The organism is Streptomyces sp. NPDC048383, assembly GCF_040651775.1.
Lineage (GTDB): Bacteria > Actinomycetota > Actinomycetes > Streptomycetales > Streptomycetaceae > Streptomyces.
The window spans coordinates 79,995-99,871 of record NZ_JBEZKS010000015.1 but is presented as its reverse complement, the minus strand read 5'-3'; the positions used below and the strand labels follow the sequence as shown (position 1 = coordinate 99,871).

At 72.7% G+C, this 19,877-nt stretch carries 21 protein-coding genes; 9 read left to right on the top strand and 12 right to left on the bottom strand.

The features are described from left to right. Positions 1–108: 108 nt before the first annotated feature. Complete coding sequence (locus AB0D46_RS13560) at positions 109–867, bottom strand: ferritin-like fold-containing protein (RefSeq protein ID WP_362877480.1); 759 nt, start codon at positions 865–867, stop codon at positions 109–111. 449 nt (positions 868–1,316) lie between these two features. Here AB0D46_RS13560 and AB0D46_RS13555 point away from each other — a divergent pair, with 449 nt between their 5' ends. From AB0D46_RS13555 to AB0D46_RS13545, 3 genes are all read left to right on the top strand, one after another. Continuing rightward, a complete protein-coding gene (locus AB0D46_RS13555) occupies positions 1,317–3,395 on the top strand; it encodes a DEAD/DEAH box helicase (RefSeq protein WP_362877479.1) in 2,079 nt (692 codons plus the stop codon). 88 nt (positions 3,396–3,483) lie between these two features. Beyond that, positions 3,484–4,359: an alpha/beta hydrolase gene (locus AB0D46_RS13550; protein WP_362877478.1), complete on the top strand. Its 876-nt coding sequence runs from the start codon at positions 3,484–3,486 to the stop codon at positions 4,357–4,359. A gap of 96 nt (positions 4,360–4,455) precedes the next feature. Further along, positions 4,456–4,608, top strand: coding sequence for a hypothetical protein (locus AB0D46_RS13545; protein ID WP_362877477.1), 153 nt, complete (start codon positions 4,456–4,458; stop codon positions 4,606–4,608). A gap of 85 nt (positions 4,609–4,693) precedes the next feature. On the opposite strand, the gene AB0D46_RS13540 is transcribed toward AB0D46_RS13545, so the two are convergent. From AB0D46_RS13540 to AB0D46_RS13525, 4 genes are all read right to left on the bottom strand, one after another. Further along, positions 4,694–5,299, bottom strand: coding sequence for a MarC family protein (locus tag AB0D46_RS13540; RefSeq protein WP_362877476.1), 606 nt, complete (start codon positions 5,297–5,299; stop codon positions 4,694–4,696). A gap of 62 nt (positions 5,300–5,361) precedes the next feature. Then, positions 5,362–6,228 (bottom strand): PHP domain-containing protein, encoded by an 867-nt coding sequence (locus AB0D46_RS13535; protein WP_362877475.1) that lies wholly within the window; start codon positions 6,226–6,228, stop codon positions 5,362–5,364. 109 nt (positions 6,229–6,337) lie between these two features. Further along, positions 6,338–6,979, bottom strand: a complete 642-nt coding sequence (locus tag AB0D46_RS13530; protein ID WP_362877474.1) for a DUF6758 family protein — start codon at positions 6,977–6,979, stop codon at positions 6,338–6,340. Positions 6,980–7,062: 83 nt separating this feature from the next. After that, on the bottom strand, positions 7,063–7,647 hold the full coding sequence (locus tag AB0D46_RS13525; protein WP_362877473.1) for a suppressor of fused domain protein: 585 nt from the start codon (positions 7,645–7,647) through the stop codon (positions 7,063–7,065). Between the two features lie 371 nt (positions 7,648–8,018). Between AB0D46_RS13525 and AB0D46_RS13520 the strand changes: the two genes are divergently transcribed. Together AB0D46_RS13520 and AB0D46_RS13515 are read left to right on the top strand one after the other, a co-directional pair. After that, the gene (locus AB0D46_RS13520; RefSeq protein WP_362877472.1) at positions 8,019–9,143 is read left to right on the top strand and encodes a magnesium and cobalt transport protein CorA; all 1,125 of its coding nucleotides are present in this window, start codon (positions 8,019–8,021) and stop codon (positions 9,141–9,143) included. A gap of 31 nt (positions 9,144–9,174) precedes the next feature. Next, positions 9,175–9,690: a hypothetical protein gene (locus AB0D46_RS13515; RefSeq protein WP_362877471.1), complete on the top strand. Its 516-nt coding sequence runs from the start codon at positions 9,175–9,177 to the stop codon at positions 9,688–9,690. Positions 9,691–9,700: 10 nt separating this feature from the next. Here AB0D46_RS13515 and AB0D46_RS13510 read toward each other — a convergent pair whose 3' ends face one another. Beyond that, complete coding sequence (locus tag AB0D46_RS13510; protein ID WP_362877470.1) at positions 9,701–10,507, bottom strand: hypothetical protein; 807 nt, start codon at positions 10,505–10,507, stop codon at positions 9,701–9,703. Between the two features lie 168 nt (positions 10,508–10,675). On the opposite strand from AB0D46_RS13510, the gene AB0D46_RS13505 reads away from it, so the two are divergent. From AB0D46_RS13505 to AB0D46_RS13495, 3 genes are all read left to right on the top strand, one after another. Continuing rightward, on the top strand, positions 10,676–11,947 hold the full coding sequence (locus AB0D46_RS13505; RefSeq protein WP_362877469.1) for a CBS domain-containing protein: 1,272 nt from the start codon (positions 10,676–10,678) through the stop codon (positions 11,945–11,947). Between the two features lie 166 nt (positions 11,948–12,113). Beyond that, positions 12,114–12,620, top strand: coding sequence for a DUF1003 domain-containing protein (locus AB0D46_RS13500; RefSeq protein WP_362877515.1), 507 nt, complete (start codon positions 12,114–12,116; stop codon positions 12,618–12,620). A gap of 69 nt (positions 12,621–12,689) precedes the next feature. After that, a complete protein-coding gene (locus AB0D46_RS13495; RefSeq protein WP_362877514.1) occupies positions 12,690–13,823 on the top strand; it encodes an Mrp/NBP35 family ATP-binding protein in 1,134 nt (377 codons plus the stop codon). A 118-nt stretch (positions 13,824–13,941) separates the two neighbouring features. Here the strand turns inward: AB0D46_RS13495 and AB0D46_RS13490 are convergent, their stop codons facing one another. The 5 genes from AB0D46_RS13490 to sigE all read right to left on the bottom strand — a co-directional run bounded on the left by AB0D46_RS13490 (position 13,942) and on the right by sigE (position 18,651). After that, complete coding sequence (locus AB0D46_RS13490; RefSeq protein WP_362877468.1) at positions 13,942–14,676, bottom strand: hypothetical protein; 735 nt, start codon at positions 14,674–14,676, stop codon at positions 13,942–13,944. Between the two features lie 138 nt (positions 14,677–14,814). Continuing rightward, positions 14,815–15,264, bottom strand: coding sequence for a sec-independent translocase (locus AB0D46_RS13485; RefSeq protein WP_362877467.1), 450 nt, complete (start codon positions 15,262–15,264; stop codon positions 14,815–14,817). A gap of 122 nt (positions 15,265–15,386) precedes the next feature. After that, positions 15,387–17,111 carry a trypsin-like peptidase domain-containing protein gene (locus tag AB0D46_RS13480; RefSeq protein ID WP_362877466.1) on the bottom strand — a complete coding sequence of 575 codons (1,725 nt, stop codon included), beginning with the start codon at positions 17,109–17,111 and terminating at the stop codon, positions 15,387–15,389. Between the two features lie 104 nt (positions 17,112–17,215). Next, the gene (locus AB0D46_RS13475) at positions 17,216–17,875 is read right to left on the bottom strand and encodes a zf-HC2 domain-containing protein (RefSeq protein WP_362877465.1); all 660 of its coding nucleotides are present in this window, start codon (positions 17,873–17,875) and stop codon (positions 17,216–17,218) included. Next, positions 17,872–18,651 carry an RNA polymerase sigma factor SigE gene (gene sigE / locus AB0D46_RS13470; RefSeq protein WP_362877464.1) on the bottom strand — a complete coding sequence of 260 codons (780 nt, stop codon included), beginning with the start codon at positions 18,649–18,651 and terminating at the stop codon, positions 17,872–17,874. The genes AB0D46_RS13475 and sigE overlap by 4 nt, the downstream gene beginning before the upstream one ends. Positions 18,652–18,817: 166 nt before the next feature. Here sigE and AB0D46_RS13465 point away from each other — a divergent pair, with 166 nt between their 5' ends. Continuing rightward, entirely contained in the window at positions 18,818–19,480 is a 663-nt protein-coding gene (locus tag AB0D46_RS13465; RefSeq protein WP_319189129.1) for a class I SAM-dependent methyltransferase, read from the top strand. Positions 19,481–19,685: 205 nt separating this feature from the next. Here AB0D46_RS13465 and AB0D46_RS13460 read toward each other — a convergent pair whose 3' ends face one another. Beyond that, positions 19,686–19,853: a DUF3117 domain-containing protein gene (locus AB0D46_RS13460; protein ID WP_009997451.1), complete on the bottom strand. Its 168-nt coding sequence runs from the start codon at positions 19,851–19,853 to the stop codon at positions 19,686–19,688. Positions 19,854–19,877: the final 24 nt, after the last annotated feature.

The following is a 19,877-nucleotide window of genomic DNA, read 5'->3' as shown; positions in this document are numbered from 1 at the left end:
TACCGGGCCCTGAGGCCGCGAGGGGCTGCCGGGGCTACGTGGGGATCCGGAACAGCCGAACGGGGGCCCTGCGGGCAGGACCCCCGTTCTTGCGCGCCCGGGCCGCCGTCAGGCGGCCAGGCCCAGTGCGGCCATCCGCTTGGTGTGCGCCTTGGTGATCCGGGCGAACATCTCGCCGACCGCCGCCAGGTCGAAGCCGGCCGCCATTCCGTCGACGCCGCCGACCAGCATCGTGGACAGCGCGTCGCGCTCGGCGACCACCCGCTGGGCTTGCGAGAGCGCCTCGCCCATCAGCCGGCGGGCCCACAGTGCGAGCCGGCCGCCGCAGCGCGGGTCGGCCTCGATCGCGGCGCGGACCTTCTCCACCGCGAAGCCGCCGTGGCCGGTGTCGTCGAGGACGCCGACGACGAGCGCGCGGGTGTCGGTGTCCAGGTGGGTGGCGACCTCGCGGTAGAAGTCGCTGGCGATCGAGTCGCCGACGTACGCCTTGACCAGGCCCTCCAACCAGTCCGAAGGGGCCGTCTGGCGGTGGAAGTCGTCGACGCCCTTCGCGAAGGGCTCCATCGCTGACGTCGGCTCCACGTCGATGGCCGCGAGCCGCTCGCGCAGCCGCTCGAAGTGGTGGAACTCGGCGGAGGCCATCTTCGCGAGTTCGGCCTTGTCGTCGAGAGTGGGTGCGAGCTTCGCGTCCTCCGCGAGCCGCTCGAACGCGGCGAGCTCACCGTAGGCCAGCGCGCCGAGGAGGTCCACGACGGCGGCCCGGTACTGGGGCGACGCCGAAGCCGTCGCCCAGTCCTGGGCGGCGATTCCGTGCACCTCGGCGGGGGCGCTGTCGTCGGCGGGAGATGCGTTTTCTACGGTCGACATGCTCCGCACAATAGCCGCCCGAAAGGCCGCACAAGTCACCACACCTGCACACTGTCGGTCCGTGTAAACGCGCCTACCCGGTGAATTCACCCGACACAGCTGCGCGATTCCGAGGTACAGTGGTAATGCGCCTGCCGAACACTCGGCGGGCCATCCGAATGAGGATGCCCGGTCGGTGGCCCGATCGGCTCCAACCCGACCGCCCTCGGTGTGGTGCGTACGTCCATGCGTACCGCCTCCGCACGAGGGGCCCCCTCAGCGGCAGATGCGCTTGAGCGAAGGCTAGTGGTCCCGCGCAGCTTCGTACGTAGCAGTACTGCAAGCACGGCACGGTACGACCCCCCTCGCCGCCTCGCGCCGCGTCTCACAGAAGAGGCAGCACCCTGACTACGTTCCGAGACCTCGGGATCTATCCCGAGACGGCCGAGGCCCTTGAGGCCGTCGGCATCGTGTCCCCCTTCCCGATCCAGGAGATGACCCTCCCCGTCGCCCTCTCCGGCTCGGACGTCATCGGCCAGGCGAAGACCGGCACCGGCAAGACGCTGGGCTTCGGCCTCCCCCTGCTGGAGCGCGTCACCGTTCCCGCTGACGTCGAGGCCGGCCGCGCCCGCCCCGACCAGCTGACGGACGCCCCGCAGGCCCTCGTGGTGGTTCCCACCCGCGAGCTGTGCACCCAGGTCACCAACGACCTCCTCACCGCGGGCAAGGTCCGCAACGTCCGCGTCCTCGCCATATACGGCGGCCGCGCGTACGAGCCGCAGGTCGAGGCGCTCAAGAAGGGCGTCGACATCATCGTCGGCACCCCGGGCCGCCTGCTCGACCTGGCCGGCCAGAAGAAGCTCGACCTGTCGCACGTGCGCGCCCTGGTGCTGGACGAGGCCGACGAGATGCTCGACCTGGGCTTCCTGCCCGATGTCGAGCGCATCATGAGCTACCTGCCGCCCAAGCGTCAGACGATGCTGTTCTCGGCGACCATGCCGGGCGCGGTCATCGGCCTGGCCCGCCGGTACATGACGCAGCCGACGCACATCCGCGCCGTCTCCGAGGACGGTGAGGGCGCGACCGTCGCCAACACCACGCAGCACGTCTTCCGTGCGCACAACATGGACAAGCCGGAGCTCGTCTCCCGCATCCTGCAGGCCGAGGGTCGTGGCCTCGCCATGATCTTCTGCCGCACCAAGCGCACGGCGGCCGACATCGCCGAGCAGCTGGAGAAGCGCGGCTTCGCCTCGGGCGCCGTCCACGGCGACCTGGGCCAGGGCGCCCGCGAGCAGGCGCTGCGGGCCTTCCGCAACGGCAAGGTCGACGTGCTGGTCTGCACCGACGTCGCCGCCCGCGGCATCGATGTCGAGGGCGTGACGCACGTCATCAACTACCAGACGCCGGAGGACGAGAAGACCTTCCTGCACCGTGTGGGCCGCACCGGCCGCGCGGGCAAGAAGGGCATCGCCGTCACCCTGGTCGACTGGGACGACATCCCGCGCTGGCAGCTGATCAACAAGGCGCTGGAGCTGGACTTCCACGACCCGGTCGAGACGTACTCCACGTCCCCGCACCTGTACGAGCAGATGAACATCCCGGCCGGCACCAAGGGCATCCTGCCCCGCGCCGATCGCACCCGGGCCGGTCTGAAGGCCGAGAACGTCGAAGACCTCGGCGAGACCGGTGGGCGCGGTGGCCGTGGTGGTCGCGGCCCCGCCGCCGCCGCTCCCGTGGTGACCGAGGAGCGGCCCGCCCGCACCCGTACGCCGCGTCAGCGCCGCCGTACCCGCGGTGGGTCGGACCTCGGCCCCGAGGCCGTGGACGCGCCGGTGACCCCGGCCCCCGAGGCGGCCGAGGCCGCTCCGGGCGTCGACGAGCCGCGCAGGCCGCGCCGCCGCCGCACCCGGGTGGCCGCCACGGCGGCCGCCGCCGCGGTGGCCGAGGCCGCCGTCGTCGAGGCGCCGTTCGCCGAGGCCCCGGCCGTCGTCGAGGCTCCAGTCGCGACCGAGGCTCCGGCCGTGGTCGACGAGGCCCCGGTCAAGGCGCGTCGGACCCGCACCCGCAAGGCCGTGGCGTCCGCCGACGAGGTCGTCGCCGAAGCCGCCGTCATCCCGGCCCCGGCGGAGGAGGCCCCGGCCGCGCCGCGGCGCAGCCGGGCCCGCAAGGCCGTGGCGCCCGTGGCCGAGGCCGTCGTCGTCCCGGCTCCGGCCGTGGCCGAGGAGGCCCCGGTCGCCCCGCGCCGTCCCCGCGTCCGCAAGGTCGTGGCGCCGGCCGCCGACGAGCCCGACTTCCAGATGGCTCCGATGGTGGAGCCGCCGGTGAAGGTCCGCCGGACCCGGCAGCCCCGCAAGGTCGTCGAGGCCGCGCCGGTCGTCGAGGCGGCCGCGCCGGCCGAGGAGGCCGCCACGAAGCCGAAGCGCACCCGGACCCGCAAGGCGGCCCCGGCCGCCGAGGTCGCCACCGCGGCGGCCGTCGCCGAGGAGGCCCCGGCCAAGCCGCGGCGCAGCCGCGCCCGCAAGGTCGCGGAGAGCGCCCCGGAGGCGTAGGCACCCGCCTGGAACGGCCCCGGCCCCTTTCACGAGGGGGCCGGGGCCGTTCGCGCACCCGGGGGCTACGGGCCGGTAGCCTCGGGCCATGAGCAAGCCCTCGCGCCTCACCCTGCCGTCCGTCGCCCGTGCGTACCGCCTGAACACCGCGCGCGGCGCGTTCGCCGTGCACGAGGCCGGGCAGCCCGTACGGGGCACCGCCCTGCTGGTCCCCGGGTACACGGGCAGCAAGGAGGACTTCGTCGGCCTGTTGGAGCCGCTTGCCGGCGCCGGGTACCGGGTCGTCGCCGTCGACGGGCGCGGCCAGTACGAGAGCCCCGGCCCGCGCGACGAGGCGGCGTACGGGTTGGAGGAGCTGGCCCGCGACGTGCTGGCCCAGGCCGCCGCGCTGGGCGGCGGGCCGCTGCACCTGGTCGGCCACTCCCTCGGTGGCCTGATCGCCCGCGCGGCGGTCCTGCGCGACGCCGCGCCGTTCGCCTCGCTCACCTTGATGAGCAGCGGGCCGGGAGCGATCACCGAGGTCCAGCAGGCCCGTACGAAGCTGCTGGTCGCCGGCCTGGAGGCGCTGCGGGACGACATGCCGGCGCTGTGGGCGGCGATGCGGTCCCAGGACCCCCAGAACCCCGAGGACCCGGACGACACGGTCCCGGACGGCCCGGCGATGACGGAATTCCTGCGGGAGCGCTGGCTGGCGACCGTGCCCGAGCAGTTGATCGCCACCGGCCGGGCGCTGATCGGTGAGCCGGACCGGGTGGCGGAGCTGGCCCTGGTGCCGCTGCCCAAGCTGGTTCTGTCCGGAAAGGTCGACTACGCCTGGCCCGTCCCGTTGCTGGACGACATGGCCGTCCGCTTGAGCGCGACACGAGTGGTGGTCGAGGATGCCGAACACTCCCCCAACGCCGAGAACCCGCAGGTCACAGCAGATGCGCTGGCCTCCTTCTGGGGAACCGTCCCGCAGAGGTAGTTAGCGAGGGAAAAAATTTCGTTAGCGTAGGGAATGTTTGCCGCTTACACTTCGTTAACCCTGTGCAAGGAGAAACACCGACGAAGGGAGAAGCCCATGCGCTTCGAGATTCTGCGCCTGAACGACGTCAACGGGTCCGCCGTGGACAGCACCGTCGTGGACGCGGCCTCCGTCAACCGGATCGTGCAGCAGGCCGCCTCTGTGGGCCAGCGCATTCTGATCCGACCGGCCGGACCGGCGTCCTCCTGAACTTCGCGCAACGCCCCCGCACCGGGATCCGGTGCGGGGGCGTTCGTGTGTCCGGGGGCGTGCGCGCGGCCCGGCCCGCGTTTCGTCAGGCGCCGCGGACGACCTGGAGCACGCCGTTGATGATCTGCTGGACGGCGATGGCGGAGAGCATCATGCCCGCGAGCCGGGTCACGAGCACCACGCCGCCGTCCTTGATGACCCGGATGATCACCAGCGAGTAGCGCATGGTCAGCCACAGCACCACGTGCATGGCGATGATGGCGCACCACACCGAAACCTGCCCGGTCACCCCGTCGGCCTTCTGGACGGCCAGGATGACGGACACGATGGCACCGGGGCCCGCCAGCAGCGGCATGCCCAGCGGGACGAGGGCGACGTTCACGTCCTTGGTCTGCTGGGGTTCGTCGGTCTTGCCGGTGAGCAGGTCGAGCGCGATCAGCAGGAGCAGCAGACCACCCGCGATCATCAGCGCGGGCACGGAGACGTGCAGGTAGTCCAGGATCTGCTGACCGCAGATCCCGAAGACGGCGATGACGCCGAAGGCCACGCAGACGGCCTGCCAGGCCATGCGGCGCTGCACCTTGGCGGGACGCCCGGAGGTCAGCGCGAGGAAGATCGGCGTGATTCCCGGGGGGTCCATAATCACGAAAAGCGTGAGAAAGAGGGATCCGAAGACGGCGAAGTCGAGCACAGTGATGCCTTGCAGGTGAGGGGTGTGACGAAAAGGGGGAAGGGCAGCGCGGGACGCGGCGCTTACGCGCGGGGGGCTCCGCCGGCGCCGGGCACGGGGAAGGCGCCGGTCGCCCGGCGCGTGATCTCGCCGTAGATCTCGGGGTCGGTCGTGTGGTCGCCGAGCCGGCAGGTCTTGCGGCTGCCGTGGTAGTCGCTGGACCCGGTCGTCAGCAGACCGAGGTCGGCGGCCAGGCCGCGCAGCCGGACCCGGGTGTCCGGGTCGTGGTCCATGTGGTCCACCTCGACGCCGTCCAGGCCGGCGGCCGCCATCGCGGCCATCGACGCCTCGGACACGCAGGCGCCGCGCTTGGCGGCGCCGGGGTGCGCGAGGACGGTGACCCCGCCGGCCGCCTTGACCAGGCGTATGGCGTCGAAGGGGTCGAACTCGTGTTTCTGCGCGTACGCCCGGCCGCCGTCGGCGAGCCACTCGGGCGTGAACGCGTCGGAGACCGTGGGGACCACACCCAGCTCGACGAGGGCGGTGGCGACGTGCGGGCGGCCGACCGAGCCGTCACCGGCGATCCGCGCCACCTGCTCCCAGGTGATGTCCACGCCGAGCGCCCGCAGCTTGCCGATCATGGCCTGGGCCCGGGGGGTGCGGTCGTCGCGGACGAGCTCCCGCTCCCGGAAGAGCGCGGGCTCCCGCGGGTCGAAGAGGTACGCCAGCATGTGCAGGTTCACGCCGTCGAGGCGGCACGACAGCTCGGCACCGGTGATCAGGGTCAGCCCGGCGGGGAGGGCGGCGATCGCCTCCGCGTATCCGCCGACGGTGTCGTGGTCCGTCAGCGCGACCACGTCGAGACCCGCGGCGGCGGCGTTGCGCACCAGCTCGGCGGGGGTGTCCGTACCGTCGGAGGCGGTGGAGTGGGCGTGCAGATCGATGCGCACAGCCGAACTCCAGGGCTCGCGGGGACGGGGGGACACTCCAGGATAACCGTGTCGGCCCGGTGCCCTTTACCCTGCCGGGCGCCCACTGGCAAGCCCCCGCCGGCCGCCGCTACGGAGTCAGGATGCGCGGGCTCAGGGCGCCGCAGGGCAGGAGCTCGACCTCGGAGCCCGCGTCGCGGAGGTCGGTGAGGACCAGCTCGTCGTACATGAGGAGGCCGGACTGTTCCGGCCAGACGATGGCCCACAGCCACAGTCCCCGCGCCTCGCCCGCGAAGACGGCGCGGTCGTCGGGGACCCCCTTGAGGTGCCACAGCGGCGCCGGTCGCCCCGCCGCGACGACCTTCGCGTCCGGCGGGCCCGATACGTCGATGTGCGGGCCGGGGTCCGGGCCGTCGATGCCCGCGAAGCGCGCGCCGAGTCCGACGCCGAGTTCCTCCGCGACCAGCAGCAGCTCCCCGAGGCCGCCCAGCGGCCCGGGCCCCGAACAGGCGACGGCGGTGGCGCGGCCGCCGCTGCGGTCGTCGCCGGCGGAGACGATCCCGGTGAACAGCCACCCCACCGGCAGGGGCCACGGCATCCACACCGGCACCCGCGCCCGGTGGACGACCACGCCGAGTCCCTCGACGCTGGGCGGGATGACGGGCTGCAACGGGTGGACGGCGCCGTGCGCGGCGCACTGCCAGGAGTCGGCGAAAAGACCGGGCGCACGCACCCGGCCACCGCACTTCGGGCAACTCGGTTCGCCCCTCATAGGAAGCACGCTCCTCCCCGCCCGGCGCCCCGTCAAGGCACGCTCACCCGTCCGGATGTCATCCGTACCCGCGAGCGCGGCGCTCAGTCCAGTGCGACGGCCGTACGCAGAGGGTCCCGCAGATCGGTGCCGCGCGCGAGCCAGCGCTCTTGGAGGGCGGCGGCGCCGTGGACGCGCTTCCAGGCGGCCTCGTTCGCGGTCATCGGCAGCAGGGGCAGGAAGCGGACCGGGTCCAGGGGTTCGTCCAGGTCGAGGTCCTCGACGAGGCCGCCGGACTCGGCGACCAGGACGGAGGTGAACGGGGCTCCGCCCCAGAGCGGTGCGCCCACGTCGAGGGAGGCGCCGGGGGCGACGACGAGCCCCTCGACCATCGGGGAGGCCGCCAGCACCGCGAGCGGGCGCAGCAGTTCGTCGGTCGGGGCGAGCCCGGCCCGTACGGTCAGGACCAGCTCGGCGCGCGGGCCGCGCAGCGGGTCGGCGACCATGTCGGTCGGGTCGGTCATGGGGTGCGCGGACATGCCGAGGGTCGCGTACCGCAGGAGGTCGCCCTCGGCGAAGCGGAGGACCTCGATGCGGTCGGTGCCCAGGAAGGTGACGGCGGCGCGGGCGTCGGGTTCGCCGAACGCGCTGCGGAGCCGGGCTTCCACGAGTGCCGGAATTTCTGCCATGGAGCGAGCATAGAACTCGTATCGCGTGGGTAAAGCGCGGGTCCTGACCACCCGTCGGCTGTTAGTGTGGACAGCTGGTCGGGGCCGCGTACAGCAGGTCCCGTCCCAAGGCGGTTGAGGACGTCCCCCACGGGGGACCGGCCGGAGGAGGTGGGGCTGCAATGGATCGAAGTCGATCGTGCAGTACCAATCGCTCTTCCACTTCTGCGGCGGACGTTTCCCGCCCTCTGTGATCTTCTGATCAGTAGAAGAGCGACGGCAGAACTTAGTCCTCCCGTCCTGCTTCCTTCCGTTCGCCCGGGGCCTGCCCGCCCGCGCCGGAAGGTCTCCCACCCGTACGGTCCGCAGCCGTGCGCGCGAAGGAGCCTGCCATGTCGATGCTGCCCTACCTCCGTGCCGCCGTCCGTCCGGCCCTGCGCAGGTCCACGCCCGCGCAGCCCGGTTACGACACCACCCGCGACCCCTCCGCCAGTAGCGCGGTCGTCGACTGCGCCGTGTACCGCGACGGGCGCAGGGACCGGCGCGAGCCGGGGTCGGCGTGCCTGACGCCGCGTGAGGCGATCCGTCGGGTCCGCGAGGACGGCGGGTTCGCCTGGATCGGTCTGCACGAGCCGACCGAAGCCGAGTTCGCCGGGATCGCCGCCACCTTCGGCCTGCACCCGCTGGCCGTCGAGGACGCGGTGCACGCACACCAGCGGCCGAAGCTGGAGCGCTACGACGACACCCTGTTCACCGTCTTCAAGACCATCCACTACGTCGAGCACGCCGAACTCACGGCGACCAGCGAGGTCGTGGAGACCGGCGAGGTGATGTGCTTCACCGGCCCCGACTTCGTCATCACCGTCCGGCACGGCGGCCAGGGCTCCCTCAAGGGCCTGCGCCACCGCCTCCAGGACGATCCGGACCTGCTCTCGCGCGGCCCCTCCGCGGTGCTGCACTCGATCGCCGACCACGTCGTCGACGGGTACATCGCGGTCGCGGCGGCCGTGCAGGACGACATCGACGTGGTGGAGAGCGAGGTCTTCGCCGCTCCCGCCAAGGGCGTCGCGCGCGGCGGTGACGCGGGCCGGATCTACCAGCTCAAGCGCGAGGTGCTGGAGTTCAAGCGGGCCGTCGCGCCGCTGCTGCGGCCGATGGAGCTGCTGAGCGAGCGGCCGATGCGGCTGGTGGACCCGGCCGTGCAGAAGTACTTCCGCGACGTGGCCGACCACCTGGCGCGGGTGCACGAGCAGGTCGTCGGTTTCGACGAACTGCTGAACTCGATCCTCCAGGCCAACCTCGCGCAGGCGACGGTCGCCCAGAACGAGGACATGCGCAAGATCACCTCGTGGGCGGCGATCATCGCGGTGCCGACGATGATCTGCGGGGTGTACGGGATGAACTTCGAGCACATGCCCGAGCTCCAGTGGAAGTACGGCTACCCGATGGTGATGGGCACGATCGTCGGGGTCTGCTTCACGATCCACCGCGCGCTGCGCCGTCACGGCTGGCTGTAGCGCGCCGCACGCGAAGGCCTACGCTGTGCGCATGACTCTCAGCGCGCTCGACCTGGCCCTCGTCGAGGAGGCCTCCAAGAAGTCCGGCCTGATCTGGGTCCGCGGCGACGGCGCCGACCGGGCCCTGTGGCACGCCTGGGTGGACGGCGCCGCGCACGTCCTCGGTGACGGTCCCGGTGAGCAGCCGTTCCCGGGCCTGGTCGACGGGTCGACCGCCGAGGTGACCGTGCGCAGCAAGGACAAGGGCGGGCGCCTCGTGGCCTGGACCGCGGCCGTGCGGGAGCTGGAGCCGCGCGGCGGGGCGTGGGAGGCGGCGGTGGCCGAGCTCAAGGGTAAGCGGCTGAACGCGCCCGACTCGGAGCACATGACGGACCGCTGGGCGCGCGAGTGCCGGTTGCTGCGCCTGGAGCCGGTGGCGGTGTCGGGGCAACTGCCGGACGGTTCACTGGCCGCGGTCCCGCTGCCGACGCAGGCGACGACCCGCCGGGCGATGCCGGCGGGGTTGCCGAAGCTGCTGCTGAAGCGGAAGAGGAAGAGCGGGCGCTGAGGGCGCGCGCTCAGCCCGTACCCGACCCCGAACCCGAACCGCTGCCCGAGCCGGTGCCCGCGGTGTGGGTGGGGGCCGGTGCGGAGCCGCCGCCCTGGCCGTCCTTGGTGGTCGGCAGTTCGACCGTCTGGTCGTCCTGCGGCGGGTCCAGCGGGAAGGCCTTGCCCCAGTCGGCGAGTTCCACCCGGCCCGCGCCGCCCGCGCGTTCCATCAGCAGCGGGTACGGGGTTCCCGTCAGGGAGACGGAGAGCCGGCCGCCCTTGCCGCCCCCCGCCAGCACGGGTACCACCCGGGTCGGTCCGACCGTGCTGTACGCGCCCTTGGTGAGCTTGCCGTCGAGGCCGAGCAGCCCGTCGAGCAGCACGTCCATGTCGGTGAAGCCGCGGAACTGCTTGTAGGAGGGGTCGTTCTCGGGGACCTTCACGTACTTGTCGCCGAGCTTGCCGGCCGAGTCGGACTTCCCCCAGAAGGCGGCGCTCGCCTTCAGGTAGAGCTGCTCGCCGACGCGCAGCAGTTGGAAGGTGTCCTCCTGCGACTTCACCTCGCCGGTGCCGCCCCCGGACTTCAGCCGCATGTCGAGGGTGAAGGTCTTGCCGCCGGTCACCAGGGTCCCGGACAGGTGTACCGATTCGGCCGCGCCGGCGGCCGCCTTCGCCTGTTCCTCGATCTTCTCCGGGGTCAGCTTGCCGACCCCGTTCGTGCCCTTGTCGGGGTCCTCCTTCTCGCCGCAGCCCGTACCGGTGACGGCGAGGCCCGCGCACAGGGCGCCGATGACGGCGGCTCGGCGCAGCCGTACGGCGGAGGGGTTGGCGGTCACGGGCGGGTGCCTCTCGTCGTGCGGCTGCGGGCAGCAGGCAGCGTACCCGGCCGTGGCCCGGCGGCTTCCGGACCCCCGTGCGGACGGCCCCACCAGGACGGTTGCGCGCGGCACGGGCTAGCCTGAGGCACGGCACGACTGTCGATTGACGCTCTAGGAGGCGCTCGGATGGCTGCAGGCGCCCCGCGGATCTTCGTCTCGCATCTGTCGGGTGTGCCCGTCTTCGATCCCAACGGCGATCAGGTCGGCCGGGTCCGGGACCTGGTCGCGATGCTCCGCGTGGGCGGCCGACCGCCCCGGCTGCTGGGCCTGGTCGTCGAGGTGGTCAGCCGGCGCCGGATCTTCCTGCCGATGACCCGGGTGACGGGCGTGGAGTCCGGTCAGGTCATCACGACCGGTGTGGTCAACATGCGGCGCTTCGAGCAGCGCCCCACGGAGCGGTTGATCCTCGGCGAGCTGCTGGACCGGCGGGTGACGCTGGGGGCGACCGGCGAGGAGGTCACCGTCCTCGACGTGGCCATCCAGCAGCTCCCGGCCCGCCGGGACTGGGAGATCGACCGGATCTTCGTCCGCAAGGGCAAGGCGGGCGCGCTGCGCCGCCGCGGCGAGACCCTGACGGTGGAGTGGTCCGCGGTGACCGGCTTCTCGTTGGAGGAGGACGGGCAGGGCGCCGAGAGCCTGGTGGCGACCTTCGAGCAGATGCGCCCGGCGGACCTGGCGAACGTCCTGCACCACCTGACCCCGAAGCGGCGCGCCGAGGTGGCCAACGCCCTCGACGACGACCGGCTCGCGGACGTCCTGGAGGAGCTCCCCGAGGACGACCAGGTGGAGATCCTCGGCAAGCTGAAGGAGGAGCGCGCCGCGGACGTCCTGGAGGCGATGGACCCCGACGACGCGGCCGACCTGCTGTCCGAGCTGCCGGAGGACGACAAGGAACGGCTGCTGACGCTGATGCAGCCGGACGACGCCGCCGACGTGCGGCGCCTGCTGTCGTACGAGGAGCGGACGGCGGGCGGTCTGATGACCACCGAACCGATCGTGCTGCGCCCGGACGCGACCGTCGCCGACGCGCTGGCCCGGGTACGGCAGTCGGACCTGTCGCCGGCGCTGGCGGCGCAGGTGTACGTGTGCCGGCCGCCGGACGAGACGCCGACGGGCAAGTACCTGGGCACGGTGCACTTCCAGCGGCTGCTGCGGGACCCGCCGTTCACCCTGGTCAGCTCTATCGTGGACACGGACCTGCCGCCGCTGCGGCCGGACGCCTCGCTGCCGGTGGTGACCAGCTACCTGGCCGCGTACAACATGGTCGCGGTACCGGTGGTCGACGAGAGCGGCTCGCTGCTCGGCGCGGTCACCGTCGACGACGTGCTCGACCACCTGCTGCCCGAGGACTGGCGCGAGACGGACTTCCATTCCGAGGAGGCCGTGCGTGGCCACTGAGCGGGGGCGCGGCGAAGCCGCGCGCGAACGGCGCCGGGAGCGGCGCGAGCACGCCCGGGACGGGCTGTCCGACCGGCTGGAGGAGGCGGCGGAGCGGCTGCGGCACGAGCGGCCGGAACGTTCCGCCGACCGGGCGAAGAGCGGCGCGCCGTCCGGGTCGAGCGGGCTGTCGCGTTCACGCGTACGACTCGACCTGCCGCGGCCGGCGCGCCGCCGGTTGCTGCCCGAGTACGACCCGGAGGCGTTCGGGCGGCTGTCGGAGAGGGTGGCGCGGTTCCTCGGCACGGGCCGGTTCATCGTCTGGATGACGCTGGTCATCATCGTCTGGGTGCTGTGGAACATCTTCGCGCCGGACGACCTGCGGTTCGACCAGTACCCGTTCATCTTCCTGACGCTGATGCTGTCGCTGCAGGCCTCGTACGCCGCCCCGCTGATCCTGCTCGCGCAGAACCGGCAGGACGACCGGGACCGGGTCAACCTGGAGCAGGACCGCAAGCAGAACGAGCGCTCCATCGCGGACACCGAGTACCTGACGCGGGAGATCGCGGCGCTGCGGATGGGCCTGGGCGAGGTCGCCACGCGCGACTGGATCAGGTCCGAGTTCCAGGACCTGATCAAGGAGATGGACGAGCGGCGGCTGTTCCCGCCCGAACGTGACGAAGGCGACCGCTGAGGAGCTTTCCCGAGCCGTGCTACCGAGCCGTACCATCGGGGCATGGCTACCGACACAAGCTCCGCCGCCGTGCCTGAGCAGGACGCGATCCTGGACGCGCTGGCGACGGTGAACGACCCCGAGATCCACCGGCCGATCACCGAACTCGGCATGGTGAAATCGGTGGAGATCGGCGAGGGCGGCGCGGTGGCCGTCACGGTCTTCCTGACGGTGTCGGGCTGTCCGATGCGCGAGACCATCACCAAGAACGTCACCGAGGCCGTGGAGCGGGTCGCCGGCGTCACCTCCGTCGCGGTGACCCTCGACGTGATGAGCGACGAGCAGCGCAAGGACCTGGCGGCCACCCTGCGCGGCGGCACCGCCGAGCGCGAGGTGCCGTTCGCCAAGCCCGGCTCGCTGACCCGCGTGTACGCGGTCGCGTCCGGCAAGGGCGGTGTCGGCAAGTCCTCGGTGACGGTCAACCTGGCCGCGGCGATGGCGGCCGACGGCCTGAAGGTCGGCGTGGTCGACGCGGACATCTACGGGCACAGCGTGCCGCGGATGCTCGGCGTCGAGGGCCGCCCCACCCAGGTCGAGAACATGATCATGCCCCCGTCCTCGCACGGCGTGAAGGTCATCTCCATCGGCATGTTCACCCCGGGCAACGCGCCGGTCGTGTGGCGCGGTCCGATGCTGCACCGCGCGCTCCAGCAGTTCCTCGCGGACGTCTTCTGGGGCGACCTGGACGTGCTGCTGCTGGACCTGCCGCCGGGTACGGGTGACATCGCGATCTCCGTGGCGCAGCTGGTGCCGAACGCCGAGATCCTCGTGGTGACCACCCCGCAGCAGGCGGCGGCCGAGGTCGCGGAGCGGGCGGGCTCGATCGCGGTGCAGACGCACCAGAAGATCGTCGGCGTGGTCGAGAACATGTCGGGCCTGCCGTGCCCGCACTGCGACGAGATGGTCGACGTCTTCGGCTCGGGCGGTGGCCAGAAGGTCGCCGACGGCCTGACGAAGACGGTCGGCGCGTCCGTGCCGGTGCTCGGCACCATCCCGATCGACGTACGGCTGCGCGAGGGCGGCGACGACGGCACCCCGGTCGTGCTGTCCGACCCGGACTCCCCGGCCGGCGCGGCCCTGCGCGCCATCGCGGGCAAGCTGGGCGGTCGCGCCCGCGGCCTGTCGGGCATGTCGCTGGGCATCACCCCGCGCAACAAGTTCTGATCCGAAAGTTCTGATCCGACACCTCGCGCCCGTCGCGAACGAGGAGGGGGTCACCGCCGGTCGTCGGCGGTGACCCCCTCCTCGTCGTGCGCGGCCCACGCTCGTGGCCGGCCGGGTGCTACTCGTAGGCGGCCAGGTCCCCGATGACGGAGAAGCCGATCCCGTAGGCGCTCATGCCCCGCCCGTAGGCGCCCAGGTGGACGCCGCCGGGGGTGGATCCGGCGAGCACCCAGCCGAACTCGGACTCCCGGTAGTGGAAGGGCGTCGGCTCCCCGTCGACCGGCAGGGACAGCGTGGACCAGTCCTCGCCGTCGAGGTCGTCGGCGAGCTCCCAGGCGGCCTCGGTCTGCTGGTCCAGCCAGTCGCTGCGCAGGGAGTGGTCCATCTGCCCCGGCCAGCTGTACGAGAGCAGTCCGGAGCCGGCCAGCCAGGCCGCCGAGGAGACCGAGGTGGCCTCCAGGGTGCCGGTGCCGTCACCGCTGCGGCGCAACGGGTTGCTGGCGACGGTGATCACCACCGCGAAGCGTTCCTTCTCACCGGTGGCGAGCTCGCCGCGGGCGGACGGCTCGTCACCGTGCCCGGTGGAGCCGTGTTCCACGGTGCCGTCGGCGCCGGTACCCACCTGCATGAGCCAGCGGCGGCCGGTGAAGGCCGCGTCCAGGCCGTACCAGGGGAAATCCGCGCTCAGGTACCCGTCCACCGTCCTGCGGGCCGCCGGGACGGGCGCAGCGCCGTCCTGGGGCTGCCCGGGCGCCTCCCGGGGGTCCTGCTCGGTGGGCTCGGTCTGCGGTGGTGCTGCGGCGGGGATGTCGGCGGGCTGTGTGCCCACCCGGCTACTGCTCGTCGTCTCCATCTGGGCGGCCTCTCGTTCCGTCGGGTCCGGAACGGCCCTCCCCCTCGCTTCGCTGGGGGGACCCCCTCCCTCGGGCGTCTTCGGTCCGGACAGATGGAGGATAGCCATCGGACCGGGGATCGCCGGGCAGGCTGCGGCTCAGGTGGCGTCGGCGTCGTAGGGCGTACGCGGCTCCGGGGCCGGGGCGGCGGGCTTCTTCAACAGGTCCGGGCCGGTCGCCGCGGCGGGCGTGGCGGCGGCCGCCGCGGCCGGGTCCGCCGGGTCGTGTTCCTTGCCGTTCACCGCGTCCGTGACGTCGGTGAGCTCCTTGCGGAGGTCGAAACTGGTCCGCAGTTCCTTGAGGTCCTCGTTCTCCGTGAGCTGCTTGCGGATGAACGTCTTCGGGTTCAGATCCTCGAACTCGAAGTCCTTGAACTGCGGGCCGAGTTCGGAACGGATGTCCTGCTTGGCGCTGTCGGAGAACGACCGGATCTTGCGGATCACGTTCGAAACGTCCTGGATCACCTTCGGCAGCTTGTCCGGGCCGAAGACGAGGATGGCGAGAACCACGATGGTGACCAGTTCGAGTGCGCCTATGTCGTTGAACACCTTGCCGCTCCTCGGCTCTCTCCACGTCGGGCCCGGACAACGGTACCCGGCGATGACCTCGGTCCCCTACGCCGGTGCGGACCCTTTCCCGGATTCACCCCGCCGTCACCGCGCATTCGGCGTCAGGAGCCGTTCGCGGCGCCGAGCACCACCTCCAGCGTGCGCTCCCTTCCGTCGCGGAGCACGGTCAGGCGCAGCGGGTCACCGGGGCGGTGGGCCCGGATCTTGATGATCAGTTCGTCGCCACCCTGGACGCGGACCCCGTCGACCTTGGTGATCACGTCGCCCGGCTTGATGCCGGCGCGGGCGCCGGGCCCGTCGGCGACCACCGGGGGCTTGCCGTCCTCGCCCTTGGTCCCGACGCGGGCGCCGTCGCCCTTGAACTGCATGTCCAGGGTGACGCCGATGACGGGGTGGGTGGCGCGGCCGGTGCGGATCAGCTCCTCGGCGACCCGCTTGCCCTGGTTGACCGGGATGGCGAAGCCCAGGCCGATGCTGCCGCTCTGGCGGGACCCGGACTCGTCGTCCTCGCCCTGGTCCGCGCCGCGGATCGCGCTGTTGATGCCGATCACGTGGGCGCGGGAGTCCAGGAGCGGGCCGCCGGAGTTGCCCGGGTTGATGGGGGCGTCGGTCTGGAGGGCGTCCACGTAGCTGATGTCGCTGCCGTCGCCCTTGTCGCCGCCCGCCGTGATGGGGCGGCCGGTCGCGCTGATGATGCCCGCGGTGACGGTGTTGGAGAGGTCGAAGGGGGCGCCGATGGCCACCACCGGGTCGCCGACCTTGACGTTCTCGGAGTTGCCGAGGGCCAGCGGCCGCAGGCCCCGTACGCCGGTGACCTTGACGACGGCCAGGTCGTAGCCGCCGTCGCGGCCGACCAGGGTCGCGGGCACGCTCTCGCCGGTGCTGAAGGTGACCGTCATGTCCTTGGCGCCGGCGACCACGTGGTTGTTCGTCAGGATGTGGCCCTGGTCGTCGAGGACGAAGCCGGTGCCGGTGCCGCCGGTCGCGCCGCCGTTGACGTGCAGGGTGACCACGCCGGGCAGGGCCGTCGCGGCGATCCCCGCCACGCTGTCCGGCGCCCGGCCCTTGTTCTCCGCGGCCGCCTGCGGGAGTTCCAGCCGGGTGCTGCTGCGGCGCTCGGCGACGATCCCGAGGTAGCCGCCGAGGGCGCCCGCGAGGAGCGCGATGACCGCGCCGACGGCGGCGAGCTGCCACAGTCGGGGCGCGCGGGGGATGTGGCCGCCCAGGTCCGTGACCTGGAGCGGGCGGTCGGCCCAGGGGTCGTAGCGGGGGGTGCCGACCGGCGCGGCGCCGGGGAACGCGAAGGGGTCCGCGGCGTCCGGGTCGCCCGCGTCCGGCTTCGGCTCCGCCGACCGCGCCTCGTCCACCGGGGCGGCGGCGGGTCGGCTCCACCACCGCGGGGCCGACTCCTGCCGCCGATCGTCGCGCCGCGACGCGGCGTCGGAGCCCTCGCCGTCGAACCGTGGGCCGTCGCCGCCCGCCCCGGGCATGCCGCCGAAAACCTGGTCGCCGGACTCCGCGGCCTCCGGCTCCCGGACGTCGGGTCCGGCGGCGGGCTGGGTTGCGGGGGCTGCCGCGTCCGGCCGCCGGACGTCGGAGGAACCCTCGACGGAGGCCCGGCCGACGGACTCCGCGGCCTCCGGCCCCCGGACGTCGGGTCCGGCGGCGGGCTGGGCTGCGGGGGCTGCCGCGTCCGACTTCCCGCCCTCGGGGGAACGTGCGGCGGAGGGGCGGTGGGCGGCGGTGGGCGGCGGGCCGTCTGCGGGGGGCCGGTTCGGGGGCCCGGCGGGCGGCTGTGGGCGGTCGGGCTGCTGGCTGTCGGACATGGATGCTCCCCGCGGCGTGTCGCACCGCACGGCGGCGCATCTGCCGCAGATTCAACCAGGTACCCGGGCCCACCGGGGGCCCGGGTCCGCGAGGCCCCGCCGGTTCAGCGGGAGAGCGAAACCGGCAGCGCACTGGCCGGCGGCGCGGTCGCGGTCACCGGCAGCTGACCGGACGGGGCCAGGCTGGGCACGCCGCCGGGGCTGGGCAACCGGTCCCGGACGACCGCCGTCAACGGCACCGAGGGCCCGGGCCGGGAAGCCGGAGCCTCACCCCGGGCGTTCGGCTCGACCGCTTCCAGCGGCAGCGAGCCACCCAGCGCGATCGCGGCCAGCGACACGGCTCCGGCCGCGACGAAGGCGAGCCGGCGTCTGGGCCGGCCCATCTCATGGATGCGGAAGCCGTCGCGCTGGGCGCTCGCGGCCGCGTACGCGAAACCGTCGAACGGCTCGGCTCCGGGCGGGGGCGCGAGACCCGGTCCGCGCGCGGGACCGGACGGCCCCGGTGGACCCGACGGACCGTCAACGGAACCCCCCGGCAGCCCCTGGAGCCGGGCGAGCAGCCCGGCGGACAGCGGTGGTGGCGCGCTCTGCACGAACATGGTCTTCAGACGGCGCTGGGCATCGGCCTCGGCCTTGCACTTGGCGCAGGTCGCCAGGTGGGCCAGGACCCGCTCCCGGGCGTCGTGGTTCAGCTCCCCGTCCACCAGGGCGGCGAGCCGGTCGCCCAAGTGTTGTTCCGCGGGGGACGGACTGGCTCCGCTCACTCGGCTCCGCCCTCTCCCCCGGCGCCCGGCGCGCCGACCGCCACCCCGGCCAGCGCACGCTGTTCGGCGCGCGCCTGGGGGGACCGGTGCTTGAGCGCCTTGCGCAGGTGCGAGCGGCCGCGGTGGATGCGGCTGCGGACGGTGCCCAGCTTCACCCCGAGGGTGGCGGCGATCTCCTCGTAGGACAGGCCCTCGATGTCGCACAGCACCACGGCGGCACGGAACTCCGGCGCGAGGGTGTCCAGCGCCTGCTGCACGTCCGCGTCGAAGTGGGTGTCGTGGAGGACCTGCTGGGGGGACGGTTCGCGACTCGGCAGCCGCTCCGCGGCGTCGTCGGCGAGGGCGTCGAAGCGGATCCGCTGCTTCCGGCGCACCATGTCGAGGAAGAGGTTGGTGGTGATGCGGTGCAGCCAGCCCTCGAAGGTGCCCGGCGTGTACGTCGACAGCGAGCGGAAGACCCGGACGAAGACTTCCTGCGTCAGGTCCTCGGCGTCGTGCTGGTTGCCCGTCAGACGGTAGGCGAGACGGTAGACCCGCGCACTGTGCGTGCTGACGATCTCCTCCCACGTGGGAGGGGTCCACGCCTGGGAGCCCGCATCGGCGGCAAAGGTCGCGGTGGTTGCGGTGTCGGCGGTGTGGAAGCGGTCAGCAATGTCGGTCACGGATTTCGGCTCACCAGACGACCAGAAGAAGCGTCTCAGGACGCCCCCACGATCCACAGGCGCAGCCGCACCTCCCCTATCGGCTCTGGTGGTGTCCAGTGGAGCCCCTACCATAACCACCCTTCCCGTCAGCTCCGGATAAGCGTTTTTACGCTAACTTTGCACGGGCCTCGGGCCCCGGCCGCCGATCTGCCCGCTGCCGTCCCCTGCGTCCCGCGTCCACCCCTCCCAACGCCCGGTCCCATCTGCGGGTTCCCGACGCCAGCGGATACAGTCACCGTTGCGCCAACTATGGGGACAGGAGAGGGTCATTAGCGGCAACCGGCAGACGAGCTGGGCGTTCGCCGACGCGTTTGTCGCCGAGGACGACGCTCTGCGATGGGCCCGCGACCGGTCCAGGGAAGCAGGGCTGCGGTCCGTCTCCCCCGGCACCGGGGCCGCGCTGCGCCTGCTGGCCGCCACCGCGGACGCCAAAGCGGTCGCCGAGATCGGTACCGGAACCGGTGTTTCCGGCATCCACCTGCTCCACGGAATGCGCCCGGACGGCGTCCTGACCACCGTCGATCCCGAACCCGACCGGCAGGCCTTCGCCCGTCAGGCGTTCCGCGCCGCCGGCTTCGCGGGCAACCGGGCGCGCTTCATCCCCGGCCGCGCGCTGGACGTACTGCCCCGGCTCGCCGACGGCGGCTACGACCTCGTCTTCTGCGACGGCGACCCCGCGGAGTCCCTCGAATACCTCGCCGAATCGTTGCGCCTGCTGCGACCCGGGGGGCTGGTGTGCTTCGAGGGGGTCTTCTCCGACGGCCTCACGGTCGACTCCACGGCCGTTCACATAGAAGTGACCCGGGTCCGCGAGCTGCTGCGCAGCGTCCGCGAGAGCCCGGCACTGGAGGCGGCGCTGCTCCCGGTGGGCGACGGCCTGCTGTGCGCGGTCCGTCGCTGAGACCGGTACGTCCTGACCGGTCGCCGCCGAGACCCGTACGCCCCTGAGACCGGTCGTCGTCGAGACCCGCACGTCCGTGGAGCCGGTCCGCCACTGGGACCCGGACGCCCCGGACGAAACCCGCACACCTCCCGGAAAACCAACACCGCCCCGGACGCAAGAGCGGCCGGGGCGGTGCGGAGATGGCTCAGATGGTGCCGACGCTTCAGCCGACAACCTTCTTCAGGGCGTCACCCAGGGCTTCCGCTTCGTCAGGAGTCAGCTCGACGACGAGCCGACCGCCGCCCTCGAGCGGTACGCGCATGACGATGCCCCGCCCCTCCTTGGTGACCTCGAGCGGGCCGTCGCCCGTCCGCGGCTTCATGGCCGCCATGCTCGTTCCCCTTCCTGAAACCAG